This window comes from Lysobacter solisilvae, from assembly GCF_016613535.2.
Lineage (GTDB): Bacteria > Pseudomonadota > Gammaproteobacteria > Xanthomonadales > Xanthomonadaceae > Agrilutibacter > Agrilutibacter solisilvae.
Genome location: NZ_CP071518.1, coordinates 1,589,788 through 1,605,447 on the forward strand (window position 1 = coordinate 1,589,788; position 15,660 = coordinate 1,605,447).

Genomic DNA, 15,660 nt, shown 5'->3' on the forward strand with positions numbered 1-15,660 from the left:
TAGCGTCCTGCGGCCGGCGTGCGACCACCCTGCGGCAATCCGTGCGGCAATCCGTGCGGCCGGCTAGGGTGAATCACGGCCCCGGCGGGGCTGCCGGCGCGGGGGTTCGAGGAACTGGCCCGCAGGGGTGTGCGCCTCCGCCCGGGCCGGGTCGGAACCCGGCCGAACGCGAGCCAGGCGGGGGTCTCCCCACCCGGCCGAGGCGGTGAAGCGTCGGCGCAGCGGTCGGGCGCGCCCGCCCCGATCCCCGTCCCCGGCGGATGCGGACTCAGACCGAGCGGGTCGCCACCGCAGGCGGGATCGCCGCCGCGCGGCGGGCAGGCGCCAGCACGGCCAGCTGGCCGAGCAGCCACAGCATCGCGGCGCCCACCGGCAGGTAGGTCAGTGGCAGGCGCGGCAGCTCGTACATGCCGATCAGCAGCTGGTTGATGGCGTAGGCCAGCAACATGCCCACGACGATGCCGATGCTGGCCAGCAGGAAGTTCTCGGTCTGGAAGTAGCGCAGGATCTGCCCGCGGGTGGCGCCCAGTGCGCGGCGGATGCCGATCTGCCGCGTGCGCTGCTGCACCCAGAAGCTGGCCAGGCCGACGATGCCCATCGCGGTCACCACCAGCAGTGCGATGCACACGATGGCCAGCAGCCACGCCATCTCGCGGTCCTTCTCGTAGTACGCGTCGCGCATTTCCTCGACGGTCTCCTGCCGCAGGATGACCCGGTTGGGATCGATGCGATGCAGGGTCTCGACCGCGCGCGCCAGCAACTCCGCGCGCTGGGCGGGGTCCTGCGCGCGCAGGATGTAGTTCGGGAAGGATCCCTTGATGGGCAGCAGCACGGAGTAGTCGTACACGGCCGGATCGTTGTGGCCGTGCGCCTGCGCCAGGTGCTCGACGATGCCGACGATGGTGATGGGTGCATCGCCCCAGGCCAGGAAGGACTTGCCCAGCGGATCCTGGCCGGGGAAGAGCTTCTCGGCCATGGCGCGGCTGATGATGGCGGCGGGAATGGCCACCTCGCTGTCAGGCGCCTCCAGCGTCTCCCAGTCGATCAGCTCGCTCGGCGTGAACCGCCGGCCCGCGACCAGGTTCAGGCCCATCGCGTCGACGACCTGCTCGTCGCCGACGTAATAAGCCGCTTCGAACAGCGGTGACTGCTCCGGCGTCAGGGTGATGTCCAGGCTGCGCCCCATGATGCCCAGCGGAATCGAGTTGGACGCCGAGGCTGCCTTGACGCCGGGCAGCGCGCGCAAGGCCGCCAGGTCGGTTTCGGTGAGCGCCGCGGCGCCCTCGACGGCCGCGGTCTTGTTCATCTGCAGGCGAACGACCTCGTTCTCCGCCAGCCCGGTCGGACGGTCCATCAGTTCGATGCGGGTGCGGATGAGGAAGACCGCGTTGCACAGGATCGCGCAGCTCAGTGCGATCTCGAGGACGATCAGTGACGCCGCGGTCTTGTGGCGACGCAGTGCGGAAAGAATGGGGCGAATGTCCATGGCGATCTCCGGGATTCTCGCGTCGGGCCCGCGGGGGCGCCCGCGATGACGTTGCGTCCGTGCGTGGTGGTGGGAAGGCGCGGACGGCGATGGCCATCCGCTGCCTCCGGGCAGCTGTGCGTTATTGCGACTTGAGCTGGATCGCCGGCGTGACCTGGCACGCGCGCCAGGCCGGCAGCATGCCCGCGACCAGCGTGGCGACGACGGCCAGCACGAAGGTGATCACCAGCATCGCCGGGTCCAGCTGCGCCAGGTCGGCGTAGCCGGCCGACCGCTGCCGTATCGCCCACAGGCCCAGCAGCGCGATGCCCAGTCCAAGCGCACCCCCGACGAAGCCGATGACGCCGGCTTCGACCAGGTGCTGGGTGAAGATCGCGCGCCGCGATGCGCCCAGTGCCCGGCGCACGCCAATCTCGCTGGAGCGGCGCAGGAACTTGGCGAGCAGCAGGCCACTGGTGTTGAGCAGGCAGACCACCAGGAAGCCGAAGGCCAGCCACATCTGCAGGCGCACGTCGCCGGGCACCACCTTGTTGTGGTCCAGCCACTCCATCAGGCCGCGCAGACGCACGTTGGTCGGACGCTGGAAACGTCCCGCGGCGCGCTGCTGGTCGGAATAGTTGGTCAGGTACTGCCGGTAGGCCTCGACCTTGGCCGGGGAATCCAGCTGCACCCAGTACTGCAGCCAGGCGCAGGGACTGTTGACGCTGGTCGGGCCTTCCGGGTCGTCCTCGAAATCGTTCTCGCCCCAGCAGTGCATGCGGCCGGCCACGTCGAGCTTGAGGTCGCGCGATGTCGAGAACGGAATGAACACCTGTTCCACCTCGCCGTACAGGCCGCCATAGAGGTCGTAGAACTTGGGCGTCGGCCGCCAGTCGTCGAGCACGCCGACGATGCGCAGGTCGTTCTGGTTGACCTGGACGGTCTTGCCGACGCTGTCCTGTCCGCCGAACAGCTTGTCGTTGAGGGTGCTGGAGATGACGGCGATGCGGCTGCGGGCATCGTCCTCGGCGGCGTCCCAGCCGTTGCCGTACTTGAAGGGAGCTGCGAACATCGGGAAGAAATCACTGGACGTATAGCGTGCATCGGCCGAGAACGCGCCCAGTTCGGCGCTCTGCGGCTTCACCAGCACGTTGCCGCGCTTCATGACGGCCTGCCGGTCGGCGCGCTTCTGCCGGAGCAGTTCCTCGGCGTCGTGCCGCGTCATCTGGTCCTCGGGTTCCTCGCCCGGCGTGAACTCCTCCATGTCGGCCGAGTCCAGCTGCGGGTAGAACAGCAACTGGCTTCGACCGGGTAGCGGGTCGCCGGACAGGATGTGGAACACGGTCAGCGTGGTCATGCTGGCGCCGATGCCCAGCGCGATGGCGATCACCATCAGCGCCGTGAGCATGCGGTTGCGCCGGAAGCTGCGCACCGCAAGGTTCAAATAGTATCCGTACATGATGGCTCTCTTTTCGCGTGGTCCGCGGCAGTAAGGACTGGCTTGCCGCACGGCGCCCGACGGGCACCGGCTGCGGCTGGGTCCGCCAGGGCTGCCTCAGGGTTCGGCGTGGGCCGGAGTGGGCGGCGCCACGGGCGCACGGCCCGTGATTTCGGTCAGGTCCGTCGCGACGCCGTCCACGATGTGCACGTTGCGGCGTGCGCGCGCGGCCAGTTCGGGATCGTGCGTCACCATCACGATGGTGGTGCCCTGTGCGTTGATCTCCTCGATCAGCTCCAGCACGCTGCGCGCCATCTGCGAATCCAGGTTGCCGGTCGGTTCGTCCGCCAGCAACAGGCGGGGGCTGCCCGCCAGGGCGCGTGCGATCGCGGCGCGCTGCTGCTGTCCGCCGGACAGTTCGGCCGGGTAATGGCGCATGCGCGACGCCAGGCCGACGCGGCCCAGCGCGTCCTCGATGCGCTGCTTGCGCTCGGCCGCCGGCATGCCGCGGTAGCGAAGGGGCACGTCGACGTTGTCGAACAGGTTGAGGTCCGGGATCAGGTTGAAGCCCTGGAAGATGAAACCGATCTTCAGGTTGCGCAGGCGCGAGCGGGCGTCGTCGGACAGGTTGCTGACGTCCTGGCCATCGAGGATGAACTGGCCGCCGGTGAAGGTCTCCAGCAGGCCCGCGATGTTGAGCAGGGTGGTCTTGCCCGAGCCCGACGGGCCGGTGATGGCGACGAACTCGCCTTCCCTGACGTGCAGGTCGAGCGAGCGCAGCGCGTGCGTCTCGACCAGTTCGGTGCGGTACACCTTGGCGATCTGGCGCATCTCTAGCATGGGAATGATCCTGCGATGGTGTGGAAGTTCGGGTGGCGGGCGATGCCGGCGGCACGTCGCCGCAGGCCCGGGAGGAAGGCCGGATGCGCAGGGCAGGAACGCGTCCGTGCGCGACGGGATGTCACTTGCGGTTGTGGCATGGAGCGGCGACCGGAATTCATGGGCGGGACCTTCAGTTGACGCGCACGCGCGGCGCGTTCTCGAACAGCTGCGTGCCCGAGACCACGATGCGGTCGCCCGCCTCCAGGCCACTGACGATCTCCACCGAATTCAGGCTGGTGGCGCCGGTGCGGATCGGCCGGCGCACCGCACTGCCGCCATCCATGACATAGGCCATGTTGCCGCCGTCCTGCTCCAGGAACGGGCCGCGTTCGACCATCAGGACGTTGCGGCGCGTGTCCATCACGATGCGTGCCGACAGGCGCTGGTTCTGGCGCAGTCCCGGCGGCTGCTTGCCCTGCGCGAAGCGCAGGCGGGAATTGACCTCGCCGTTGACCACCTCGGGCGACACCGCCGAGACTTCGGCGCCATACGGCTTGGCGTTGCTGGTGATCTGCGCCGGCATGCCGATGGCCAAGTCACGGGCAAAGCTTTCGGGCACCTTGATCTCGACCTCGAACACCGACAGGTCGACCACGCTCAGGATCGGCGCCTGCGCCACGACGTTGGTGCCCTGCGCGATCTGCACCTGGCCCACCTGGCCGTCGAAGGGCGCGCGCAGCGTCAATGCGTCGACCTGGCGGCGGATCTCGTCGGTGAGCGCGCGCTGCCGCTGTGCCTGCAGGCGCTTGTTGCGCGTATCCAGTCCCGCGCCCTGGGATTGCAGCGCGAATTCGCGGCGGGCGGCGCCAAGACCGAGGTCGGCCTTCTTGAGTTCGTCCTGTGCGCGGGCCAGGTCGACCTGCGGTACCGCGCCGCCATCGAAGGCGCGCTGGAAGCGCTGCAGGTCGCGATCGGCGGCGACGCGGGCGATCTGCGCCTGTTCCATCTGCTTGCGGGCCTCGGAGCGGGCCAGTTGTGCGTCGAGGGCGGCGCGATCGGCGTCGGCTTCCATGCTGGCCAGCGTGGATTCCTCCTGCACCAGCGTGCTGCGCAGTTCGGGGCTGTCGACCACCGCCAGCACCTGGCCCTTCTTCACCGGGTCGCCGGCGACCACCTTCAGCGCGACGGTGCCGGCCGCGATGGCGTACAGCGTCGGGCTGTTGGCGGCGATGACACGACCGTCGGCGCTGAGGTCGCGCACCAGGTCGCCGCGACGGACCTCGGCGATGCGTACGCGCGAAGCGTCGTAGGAACGCCCGCCGCCGGTCCAGCCGGCGATGACCCAGGCGGCCAGCCCGATCACGGCTGCACCGCCGACCGCGCCGATGATCCAGCTGCGCTGGCGACGCGCGCGCGCCGCGGGGGCGCCCAGCGTGGTGTCCTGGCCGGAGGTGTCCCGGATGGCAATGCGGACGTGTTCGTTCATGCGGATGTCGAGGCTTCGGAAGCAGTGGCGGAGATCAAGACAACGCAAGCGGCGTGCCAACGCCAAGTGCCTGATTTCGTGGATGGAACGAGGTGCCGGAGTGTCCGCCCGGACGGTGCCGGTGTCCGCGCGGACACCGGCGGACGCGGGCGCCGGGCAGGCGGCCCAGGGGCCTACAGCGCTTCCAGGACGGGCTCGTCGAAGATGTCGGCATCGCGCGGGTCGGACATCCACGTGCCATGCGCGATCGTCGCGTCGACACGGTCGGGGCGTTCGATGCGCGACACCAGCCCGTCGCCCAGCACGATGACCTGGTCGGCCAGATCGAAATAGCGGTCGTCATGGGTGATCACCACGACCGCCTTGCCCCTGGCGCGCAGGCCCGGAAGGATCTGGTTGTAGAACACGGCCTTGAAGGTCGGGTCCTGGTCGGCCGCCCATTCGTCGAACAGGTAAAGCTGCTTGTCGTCGATCATCGACGCCAGCAGCGCCAGCCGGCGGCGCTGGCCGTCGGACAGCGCGAGCGTGGAGAACCGGCCGTCGCGGAACTGCACTTTGGAGTCGAGCTGCAGGGCGCGCAGGTAATGGTCCACCATGGTCGACAGGCCCTCGTCCGCCACGCCGAGCAGCTGGTCGAACAGGTGGTAGTCGGAATAGATGGCGCTGATCGCCTGGCGGTAGGTGCCGATCGATTCGTCGGTGATGGCGTGGTCGCCGAAGTACACCGTGCCGCCGTGCGCGCGGTAGTGCAGGGTAAGCAGCTTGCCGAGGGTGGATTTCCCCGACCCGTTGCCACCCACGATGAAGGTGATTTCGCCCTTGTCGAAACGCAGGTCCAGCGGTCCCACATGGAAACCGCTGCCGCCGGCGTCGTAGCGGTAACCCACCGCCTCGAATCGGATGTGGTCCCACTCGCGGGCCGGCTCCTGCCGCGGCGCGATGGCCTCGGCCGGAATCTCCTGGAACAACGTGGCCACGCGCTGCATCGACACGCGCGAGATGGACAGCTGCGGAATGAAATTCAGGATCACGGCCACCGGTCCGGTGACGTAGAGCAGTGCCATGACCACGCCCACCAGCTCCTGGTTGCTGATCACCCGGTAGTTGACGAAGATGAAGATGATCGAGCCGATCACGAAGAAGCTCAGCAGGTCGCCGTAGTTGCTGGCCGAGCGGACGATCGTGTTGCCGGTCTTTTCCTGCCGCCGGACCTCGTTCTCGTGCGCCATGAGCACCGAGTCGAAGAAGGCTTGGCGCTTGGTGTCGTTGAGCTTGAGCTCCTTGATGCCGCGGATCAGGCCGTGGATCGACCCCTGCAGGCTGTCGAAGCTGCGGCGGGCGCCGATGAAGTAGCGCCGGCCGATCATCATCGGTACCTGGTAGCTCAGCGCGCCGAAGGCGATGCAGCCGAGCACGAACCAGAACACGTCGGAGTTGAGCACCAGCAGGAAGCCGAGCATGCCCACCAGCGTGACCATGCTGATGAGGATGTCTGGGAGCAGGCGGGCGCCCATCACGATGCGCGGCACGTCGGTGGTCAGCGCGGTGATCAGCCGGGCCTCGCCGATGGACTCCAGCGCCGACAGCGGCGCCGATGCGATCTGCTGGTACAGCCGTTCGCGGAACTGGGAGGCCACGTTGATCGCGACCCGGGTCAGCATCACCTGCGACAACGTCCGGCTGACAAGGATGAAGAGGCAGACGGCGATGAACACCATCGCGAACGGCGCGTTCGAGACCTCGAGGGACGCGATGCGCGTAGGCGCCTGGGCGATCTCGTCGAAGCGCATGTCGCCCGGCTTGAGCACGCTGAGGATCAGCGGGATCAGCAGCGAATAGCACACCCCCGAGACGCCTCCGAGCAGGATCGACAGGAACACCCGGTTGGGCGCCTTGCGGGAGAATTCAGCAAACATGTTCATGCCGCGGTTCCTGATGTGGCCTGCGTCCCTGCACCGGCGCCGGGCTAGTGGGCAGCGGGTTTCCCGGACGCAGCGGGTGCGTCGTCCAGGGTGAGAAAGCGGGCGTCGCGGAAGGGCACGACCATGTCGTCGTAGTGCGGACTCATGAAGTTCCCGGACTGCCCCGTCGAGTTCATGTAGTAGTGCGACGTGCGCGCGCCGCGCAGGGCGATGATCTGGCGGAAGCCCGGGCCGAACTTCTGCAGATAGCCGTCAGCGCCCTTGAAGTCCGAGGCGGCGACATTGATCGAACCGGCGGAGCCGCCGTTGCCGATGCGCCGCTGGAAGATCCGGTCGAGGGGCTTGAAGTCGCTGAAGGGCGTGTGGTCATAGGCGGTGCGCTGGACGCCGTCCCAGCGCCAGCTGGCCATGCTCCAGTCGCCCTTGAGCTTGTACAGCTCCCACAGCGCGCTCTTCTGCGAATCCGCCAGGGCTTCCTCGCAGGTCTCGGGCGCGGGCGTGCCGGCGTCGTCGCACCACGTCGATCCACCGTTCCTGGCCGAGGATTCACCGGCCAGTGTGCGCAGATAGTCCAGCGGCACGTCTTCCTGCAGGCCCCGCAGGATGCGGTTGGCGGGTTGCTGTTCCCAGGAGCCCTGCAGCGCTGCTCCGAACACGCGCTGACGGAAGTGCCGCATCCAGACGCTGAAGATCGCCGCGGCCTGGCTGTCGGCGCGCATGTCGCCATTCCAGTCCTTCAGGTACTCGGCGGCCTGCGAGGCGTGTTCGCCCCTGGGCAGGCGCTTGCGCAGCACGGACATCATCGCTGCGGCGTCCATGTCGACCGTGTCGGCCTGGATGTGCTGCATGTCCTGCGCCGTCAACCCCTTGCCCGATGCGATGCGCTGCCGGAGCAGGTACTCGATGCGACGCGCGCGCGACGTGGGCGCCCAGTCGTGCGAGATGAAGTAGGGATCGTCGTGGTTGGCGACCGGGTTGTTCGCGTTGACGATGAAGCCAGAGGGCGGGTTGTAGCTCTGCGGCCATTGCGAGGGCGACACCTGGCCCGACCAGCCCCAGGCGTCATCCCAGCCGGGCGAGGGCAGCGTGCCTTCGCCCTGCCTGCGCACCGGGATGCGCCCGGCGCCCAGGTAGCCGATGTTGCCCGCGCGATCGATGAAAAGCAGGTTCATCGCCGGGGCGACATGGCGTGCCAGCGCTGCCTTGAAGCCTTCCCAGTCGCGCGCCTGGTTGAGGCGGAAGAAGGCTTCATAGCTGGTGTCCCCGGCTTCCAGTGCCGTCCAGCGCAGGGTGACGGGCTGGCGGAAGACGCCGTGGTAATCGCTGATGACCGGCCCATTGCGGGTGGACCGGACCTTGAGCGTGACCGGAGCGTATCGGCGGCGCAGCTGCTCGGGAAAATCGGCACGCACGTCGATCGTCTCCACGCGCGTACTGAACGGCAGCCACTGGCCCTGCGCGAGATAGCGCTCCCCGGATGCATCGGTGCGCTCGAAAAACAGGTCCTGGACGTCGGCCATCATGTTGGTGCCGCCCCACGCGATGTGCGCGTTGCGCCCCAGCACCACGACCGGCAGGCCGACCAGACTCATGCCGGAGACCTTGAATGCCGGCGCATCCACGTTCATCGCGTACCACAGCGAAGGAATCTGCAGCCCCAGGTGCGGGTCGTTCGAAAGCAGGGCCGCGCCGTCGCGGGTGTGGCGCCCGGACACCACCCAGGCATTGCTGCCGACGTTGGTGCCGCCGATGGCATGCTCGGTTTCCAGTTGCTGCTGCAGTTGCGCCAAGGCTTCAAGCGGTGCGGACGGTCGCCCTGAAATCGCCGCGACGGTCGCCGGCGCATCGGCCGGATAGTTGGGGAAGAACGCCGTCAGCTGCGGTTCGCTCAATGCCTGCCGCGCCACGTAACGGTCGATCTCGCGACGGAAATTGCCGCCCAGGTCCAGCGCGAATACCTTCACCCACGCCAGCGAATCGAGCTCGGTCCAGGGCTCGGGCTTGATCCCGAGCACGCGGAACTCCGCGGGCAGGCTGTGCCCTTCGGCGATCCACGCATTGATGCCTGCCGCGTAGGCGGTGAGCGAGCGCTGCGCCTGCGGACTCAGTGCCGGCCACGCCGATCTGGCCGATTCGTAAAGGCCGAGCGTGCGGAACCAGACGTCGGTATCGATGCTCTTCTTTCCGAAGACCTCGCTCAGGCGACCGCTGGCGAGGCGACGCTGGAGTTCCAACTGCCACAACCGGTCCTGCGCATGCGCATACCCGACCGCATGGAAGGCGTCGATATCGGTGGTGGCGCGGATGTGCGGCACCCCGTTTTCGTCGCGGGTGATCGACACCGGCGCCGAGACTTCACGCGTGAGCTGGAAGGTGCCTTCCGGCGGAAGGCTGGCGCGCAACGAGTGGTGCAGCCATGCGGCGCCGCCAATCACGGGCAGCAGCACCAGCACGGCCAGGCGGGTGGCCAATGGATAAGGAATGGATTTCATTGCTGGTCAGCCGACGGCTGCAGGCCGGATGCATTCGCCGTGCGACCCGATGACGGGAGAGGCGATGCGGAAGGAAGAAATAGCTGGAAACAAGCCGTTTCGCGCGGTGTGCGCACGGGTATCGGGGACGGGCTTGGATCGCTTCAGAGCGGGCCGGAAGGGTTCCGGGCAGGTGCGTGACGGCACCGGTGCACGCATCCCGCGAGCGGTCAGACAGGGGGAGCAGGCGCGTCCCATGATTCCTTCATCCTTGAAATCCGGCCCGGAATATACATCACGGGCCGCACTTGACCAACGCCCCTGTCGGTGGAAGACTGCGCCGCGTCGAATAGTATTCGACACGCTGGCAGGGGGAAAACATCTTTTTGTCATCAGGGCGAAACCTCGGACGAGGTTGATTGCCCTGGATGAAGATGTCTGTCGGCACGGGTCGCGAATGGAAGTGCGCACTTGCAGTTTGCTAGGGGATTGGCGTGGAAAGTTTTCCTGAGATCGCGCTTCATCGCGCGCAATTGCAGCCCGATGGCATTGCATGCCGCTTCTTCAAAGGGGCCGGGCTGGCCCAGGAAGTGCTGACCTTCGCGTCGCTGTTCGAGCACGCCTCCGGCCTGGCCCGGCATCTGCAGGCGCAGGGGTTGTCGGGCCAGCGTGCCGTGCTGGTCTGCAAGTCGCAGAAGAATTTCGTCATCACCTTCTATGCCTGCCTGTTCGCGGGCGTGGTTGCGGTACCGGCCTCGCCGCCGAGGCGGCAGGCCCTGCAAAGCCGGCTCCAGCACATCGTCCGCGATGCGGACGCGCGGGCGATCCTTTTCGATTCCGACGACCTGGCCAACCCGGAGCTCGCCTTCGAGGACGACGCCCTGGTCGGCATCGACGTGCGTGACATCGCGCAGGACACGGGGCTCGCCTACGCTTCGTGGCGGCCGGTCATTCCCCAAGAATCCGCGCCCGCGTTCCTGCAGTACACCTCGGGCTCCACCGGGGATCCGAAGGGTGTCGTGGTGACCCACGGCAACCTCGTGCACAACTGCGCGACGATCCAGGACGCGATGGAGCTCTCGCCGGACTCCCGGCTGTTCACGGCGCTGCCGCTGTTCCATGACATGGGCCTGGTCGGCGGCGTGCTTCAGTTCATGTACTCGGGCTGCTCTGCCGGCTTCATGTCGCCGGCCGAATTCGTGCAGTACCCGGAGCGCTGGCTGCAGATCATTTCCAGGTTCGGCATCACCGTCAGCGGCGGGCCGAATTTCATGTACGACCTGGCTGCGCGCACGATCCAGCCCGGGTCGATCGAAGGCGTCGACCTGTCGACGTGGCGAGTGGCGTTCTGCGGCGCCGAACCCATACGCGCCGCGGTGATCGCCCGTTTCACCGAGCGTTTCGCCAGCCACGGTTTCAACGCGGGCGCGTTCTATCCCTGCTATGGCATGGCCGAATCGACGCTGCTGATCACCGGCGCGCGGGTCGGCATGGTGCCGTCGCTCCATCCGCACGAAGGCACCGACGTGGTCGGCTGCGGCCTGCCGCGCCGCGATGCGCGCGTGGAGATCGTGGACCCCGACACGTGCACGCGCATGCCGCCGGGCGGCTGCGGGGAGATCTGGGTCAGCGGACGCAGCGTCGCCGATGGTTACTGGATGCGGCCGGAACTCAACGAGCAGGTGTTCCGCGCACGGATCGCCGGCGTCGGGGATGGCGCGCCGTGGTTGCGCACGGGTGACCTGGGCTTCATGCAGGACGGACAGCTCTATGTCACCGGCCGTCTCAAGGACCTGATCATCGTCAACGGCCGCAAATACGTGCCGCAGGACATCGAAGACCGCTGCGAGCGCAGCCACGATGCCCTGCGTCAATCCGGTGGCGCGGCCTTCGGTGTGCGCGACGGCAACGGCGAGCGCCTCGTCGTGGTGTTCGAGCTCAAGCGTGAGTGGCTGCGGCGCCATCCGGAGTGGCCGGTCGTGCTCAGCGCGATGCGCACCTGCGTGAGCGCTGAATACGGCCTGCCGGTCTCGGACATCGTCCTGCTCCGACCTGGCGCGCTGCCACGGACGTCGAGCGGGAAGGTGCGCCGCAGGCAATGCGCGACGGATTACCTGACGGGAGCGCTCGAGCGCGTCGCGGCGGCCTGACCGCAAGAGGCAGCCGCGGTACCCGTTATTCGTGGTGAGTGCACGAGCCGCGCCTTATGGCGCGGCATCGCAATGGAATTGGTGTGGTCAGGGAGGAAGTGCGATGAGCAGGCACGAGCAGTGGCTGAGGGATGCGTTGTCGGAGCTGATGGAGGTCGACCGATCGCAGATCTGCGTGACGCAGCCATTCGCCGAACAGGGTGTGGACTCCCTGATCGGATTGCGGCTGACGCGCAAGCTGGAAGAGTTGCTCGGTGTCGAGGTCGAACTGGAATGGCTGTTCGACAACCCCAGCATCCGTGAGCTGTCGCAGTTCCTGGGTGAGCGGTTCGGCGAACTCGAAAGCAGCCAGTCCGTCCAACTCGAACTCGACTCCAGGATCCCCGCATGACGCACCCGATCCAGGCCGGCGAGTGGATGCCGTTGTCCGCCGCACAGCGCAGCCGCGGCTTTCTTTACCGCTTCGACCCGGCGGCCCAGGGCAGCCACAACAACGTCTTCACCGCGGTGGTCCACGGGGACCTCGCCCGCGGGACGCTGGCACGCGCCCTGCGCCAGTTGGCCGATCGTCATCCGATGCTGCGCGCCCGTTTGCGCGATCGAGATGGCGAGTTCGAGCAGTGCATCGGACCCTGCGTCGACGTGCCGTTGGCGTGGGTCGATGCGTCCACCATGGGCGAGAACGCCCTGCTGGAGCTGGTCCGGCGCGATGGCGCGCAGGCATTCGACCTGGATCGCGGGATGTTGATGCGCGCTGCCGTGTACGCGCGTGGAGCGGGCGAACATGTGTTGATGCTGGCTTTCGACCATATCGTGGTCGACGGCTGGTCGTACTGGCAGCTGCTGGAGGAACTGGGTGGCCTGCTTGCGCGCGACGACAGTCCGGGCAACCCTGTCGCCGACGGCCCCGGCTATCACGACTACGTGCGCTGGCAGCAGGACTGGCTCGCCAGCCCGGCCGCCGCCGCCCAGCGTTCGTACTGGGAGCGTTGCATCGGTGACGGCCCGCAGGTCCTGCAGCTGCCTACCGATCGTGCGCTGACCGCGGGCACGGGTGATCGCGATGAAGTCACGCTGACGATCGAGCCGGAACTCACCGCCCGACTGCACGCGCTCGCCCGCCGTCACTCGGGGACGCTGTTCACCACGCTGCTGGCGGCCTACCAGATGCTGCTGCACAGGCACGCCGGGCAGGACGACATCTGCGTGGGTGCGCCCATGCCGGGGCGCAGCCGCGCCGAATGGGACCGCGTGGTCGGCGATTTCGTCAATCCCATCGTGCTGCGGACGCAGTTCGATGCCGGCCTGCGCGTTGCGGACGTGCTGCGCAGCGTGCGTGGCACTGCACTGCGCGGCATGAGCAACCAGGACTATCCGTTCTCCCGCCTCGTCGAGGAACTGTCGTGGGACCGCGCGTCGTGCCAGCACGCCTTCTTCCAGACGATGTTCGTGTTCCAGAACGCGCGCCAGGGCGGCGGTCTGCCCGCCTTGTGGAATGACGGGGATGCAACCTGCCGGGTCCGCTGGGGCGGCATCGAACTCACGCCATACGCGGCCTGCCGCAGTGGCGGCGACGAGGGCATGGGGCTGATGCTGGAGACGATCGAACTGGAGGGCGGCATACGCTGCGCCTTCAAGTTCGACACCGCGCTGTACGACCGCGCCACCATCGACCGCCTGGCCGGGCACTGGTTGATGCTGGTCGAGGGCATGGTCGCCGATGACACGCAACTGGTCTCGCACCTGCCATTGCTCTCGCATGACGAGCGAACGCAGCTGCTGCTTGGATTCAACGACACGCACCTGGAGTACGCGCGGGACGGGCTGATCCATGGCCTGTTCGAGGCGCAGACCGCGGCGCGTCCCGATGCCATCGCACTGGAGCATGCGGGCCGGCACCTGAGCTATCGCGAGCTCAACGAACGAGCCAACCAGCTGGCCCATCATCTGATCGAACGCGGTGTCCGGCCGGACGACCGGGTGGCGATCTGCGCACAGCGCACGGTCGACTTGGTCGTGGGCATGCTGGGCATCCTCAAGGCCGGCGGCGCGTACCTGCCGCTGGATCCGAATTATCCGGCCGACCGCCTGGCCTACATGCTCGCCGATGGTGCGCCGCGCATCGTGCTGACGCAGACGGCGCTGCGCGACAGCCTGCCGATGCTCGGCACGGCCGGCGCGCCGCTGTTGTTGCTGGACCAGGAACTGACAGGCGGATCGAAATCCAACCCGCAGGTGCCGGGCCTGAGCGCGCGCCACCTGGCCTACATCATCTACACCTCGGGTTCGACCGGTCAGCCCAAGGGCGTGATGATCGAACACGTCAACACGGTCAATCTGCTGGCCTGGGCAAGGACCTGTTTCGACGACTCCCAGCTGGCGACCACGCTGCTGTCGACGTCGATCAACTTCGACCTGGCCGTGTTCGAGTTGTTCCTGCCGCTGAGCACCGGCGCCACCGTGCGCCTGGTGCAGGACCTGGTCGCGTCCGCGACGACGCTGGCGGGCACCACGCTGGTCAACACCGTGCCCTCCGCGATGGCCGCGATCATCGGCGAACCCGGGCTGGCGTCGACCGTGGGCACGGTCAACCTGGCCGGCGAGCCGCTGAAGCGCGAACTGGTGGAGCGGATCTTCGCGTCCAGCCACGCGCAGCGCGTGGTGAACCTGTATGGCCCGTCGGAGACGACGACCTATTCGACGTGGGTCGAGATGCCGCGCGCTGAAGGGTTCGCCGCGCACATCGGCCGTCCGATCGGCAACACGCAGGTCTACATCCTGGGCCGTGCGGGCGAGCCGGTGCCGGTGGGCGTGACGGGCGAGCTGTTCATCGGCGGCCATGGCGTGGCGCGCGGCTATCTCAACCGGCCCGACCTCACCGCCGAACGCTTCCTGCCCGATCCGTTCAGCGATGAGGTCGAGGCGCGCATGTACCGCACCGGCGACCTGGGTCGCTGGCGCGCGGACGGCACCATCGAGTATCTGGGCCGCAACGACTTCCAGGTCAAGATCCGCGGCTTCCGCATCGAACTGGGCGAGATCGAGTCGCGCTTGGCCGCCTGCGAGGGGGTGCGCGAAGCGGTCGTGGTCGCGCGCGAGGACGGCGCCGGCGACAAGCGGCTGGTGGCCTACGTCGTCGCCCACGACGATCAGGAGCTGCCGGTGGCGCCGCTGCGCGACCAGCTGGCGCGCGACCTGCCCGAGTACATGATTCCGGCGGCGTTTGTCCGCCTGGCGGCCCTGCCGCTGACCCCCAACGGCAAGCTCGATCGCCAGGCGCTGCCGGCGCCGGACGCGTCGGCCGTCATCACCCGCGCGTACGAGGCGCCGGTGGGCGAGCTGGAGACGCGCATCGCCGGCATCTGGCAGGACCTGCTGGGCCTGGCCCAGGGTCGGCCGCCACGATCACTTCTTCGAACTGGGCGGCCACTCGCTGCTCGCCGTGCGCCTGGTGACGCGCCTGCGCACCGTGCTGGGCGTGGAGGTCGCATTGCGCGACGTGTTCGCGCAGCCGACGCTGGCGCAGCTGGCCCAGCTGGCGGCCACCGCGTCGACCGCCGCGCAGGACGTGATCCTGCCCGTGGACCGCACGCAGCCCCTGCCGCTGTCGTGGGCGCAGCAGCGCCTGTGGTTCCTCGACCAGCTCGATCATGCCGCCGGCGCCGCGTATCACATCCCGGCCGCGCTGAACCTGCGCGGTGAACTGGACCAGGCCGCGCTGCGCGCGAGCCTGGACCGGATCGTGGCGCGCCACGAGAACCTGCGCACCACGTTTGTCAGCCACGACGACACACCGCAGCAGGTGATCGCACCGGCCGACATCGGCTTCATGCTGGTCGAGCACGACCTGCGCGGCCTGGACGCCGCCACGCAGCAGGCGCAACTGGCCGAACTGGGCGCCGCCGA

General features: G+C 68.0%; 8 protein-coding genes and 2 pseudogenes. 4 read left to right on the forward strand and 6 right to left on the reverse strand.

From position 1 onward, the window contains the following. Window positions 1–268: 268 nt before the first annotated feature. The 6 genes from I8J32_RS07100 to I8J32_RS07125 all read right to left on the reverse strand — a co-directional run bounded on the left by I8J32_RS07100 (window position 269) and on the right by I8J32_RS07125 (window position 9,625). A complete protein-coding gene (locus I8J32_RS07100) occupies window positions 269–1,486 on the reverse strand; it encodes an ABC transporter permease (protein WP_200616275.1) in 1,218 nt (405 codons plus the stop codon). 121 nt (window positions 1,487–1,607) lie between these two features. Beyond that, window positions 1,608–2,924 (reverse strand): ABC transporter permease, encoded by a 1,317-nt coding sequence (locus I8J32_RS07105; RefSeq protein ID WP_200616274.1) that lies wholly within the window; start codon window positions 2,922–2,924, stop codon window positions 1,608–1,610. Window positions 2,925–3,020: 96 nt separating this feature from the next. Continuing rightward, window positions 3,021–3,743 (reverse strand): ABC transporter ATP-binding protein, encoded by a 723-nt coding sequence (locus I8J32_RS07110; RefSeq protein ID WP_200616273.1) that lies wholly within the window; start codon window positions 3,741–3,743, stop codon window positions 3,021–3,023. 172 nt (window positions 3,744–3,915) lie between these two features. After that, window positions 3,916–5,211: an efflux RND transporter periplasmic adaptor subunit gene (locus I8J32_RS07115; protein WP_200616272.1), complete on the reverse strand. Its 1,296-nt coding sequence runs from the start codon at window positions 5,209–5,211 to the stop codon at window positions 3,916–3,918. A gap of 173 nt (window positions 5,212–5,384) precedes the next feature. Then, window positions 5,385–7,133: a cyclic peptide export ABC transporter gene (locus tag I8J32_RS07120; protein WP_200616271.1), complete on the reverse strand. Its 1,749-nt coding sequence runs from the start codon at window positions 7,131–7,133 to the stop codon at window positions 5,385–5,387. 44 nt (window positions 7,134–7,177) lie between these two features. Beyond that, complete coding sequence (locus I8J32_RS07125) at window positions 7,178–9,625, reverse strand: penicillin acylase family protein (protein WP_200616270.1); 2,448 nt, start codon at window positions 9,623–9,625, stop codon at window positions 7,178–7,180. Window positions 9,626–10,098: 473 nt separating this feature from the next. Between I8J32_RS07125 and I8J32_RS07130 the strand changes: the two genes are divergently transcribed. The 4 genes and pseudogenes from I8J32_RS07130 to I8J32_RS18070 form a co-directional block, all read left to right on the forward strand. Further along, window positions 10,099–11,754 (forward strand): fatty acyl-AMP ligase, encoded by a 1,656-nt coding sequence (locus I8J32_RS07130; RefSeq protein WP_200616269.1) that lies wholly within the window; start codon window positions 10,099–10,101, stop codon window positions 11,752–11,754. 103 nt (window positions 11,755–11,857) lie between these two features. After that, a complete protein-coding gene (locus I8J32_RS07135) occupies window positions 11,858–12,145 on the forward strand; it encodes an acyl carrier protein (protein WP_200616268.1) in 288 nt (95 codons plus the stop codon). 26 nt (window positions 12,146–12,171) lie between these two features. Then, a pseudogene (locus I8J32_RS17855) lies at window positions 12,172–14,958 on the forward strand (non-ribosomal peptide synthetase); the annotation flags it as partial. A gap of 247 nt (window positions 14,959–15,205) precedes the next feature. Further along, window positions 15,206–15,655, forward strand: a pseudogene (locus I8J32_RS18070) (condensation domain-containing protein); the annotation flags it as partial. Between the last annotated feature and the right edge of the window lie 5 nt (window positions 15,656–15,660).

Excerpts from the sequence above, each read along its gene's own strand:
- I8J32_RS07105 (WP_200616274.1), bottom strand. The coding sequence starts at position 2,924 with ATGTACGGATACTATTTGAACCTTGCGGTGCGCAGCTTCCGGCGCAAC.
- I8J32_RS07110 (WP_200616273.1), bottom strand. The coding sequence starts at position 3,743 with ATGCTAGAGATGCGCCAGATCGCCAAGGTGTACCGCACCGAACTGGTC.
- I8J32_RS07120 (WP_200616271.1), bottom strand. The coding sequence starts at position 7,133 with ATGAACATGTTTGCTGAATTCTCCCGCAAGGCGCCCAACCGGGTGTTC.
- I8J32_RS07100 (WP_200616275.1), bottom strand. The coding sequence starts at position 1,486 with ATGGACATTCGCCCCATTCTTTCCGCACTGCGTCGCCACAAGACCGCG.
- I8J32_RS07115 (WP_200616272.1), bottom strand. The coding sequence starts at position 5,211 with ATGAACGAACACGTCCGCATTGCCATCCGGGACACCTCCGGCCAGGAC.
- I8J32_RS07135 (WP_200616268.1), top strand. The coding sequence starts at position 11,858 with ATGAGCAGGCACGAGCAGTGGCTGAGGGATGCGTTGTCGGAGCTGATG.
- I8J32_RS07125 (WP_200616270.1), bottom strand. The coding sequence starts at position 9,625 with ATGAAATCCATTCCTTATCCATTGGCCACCCGCCTGGCCGTGCTGGTG.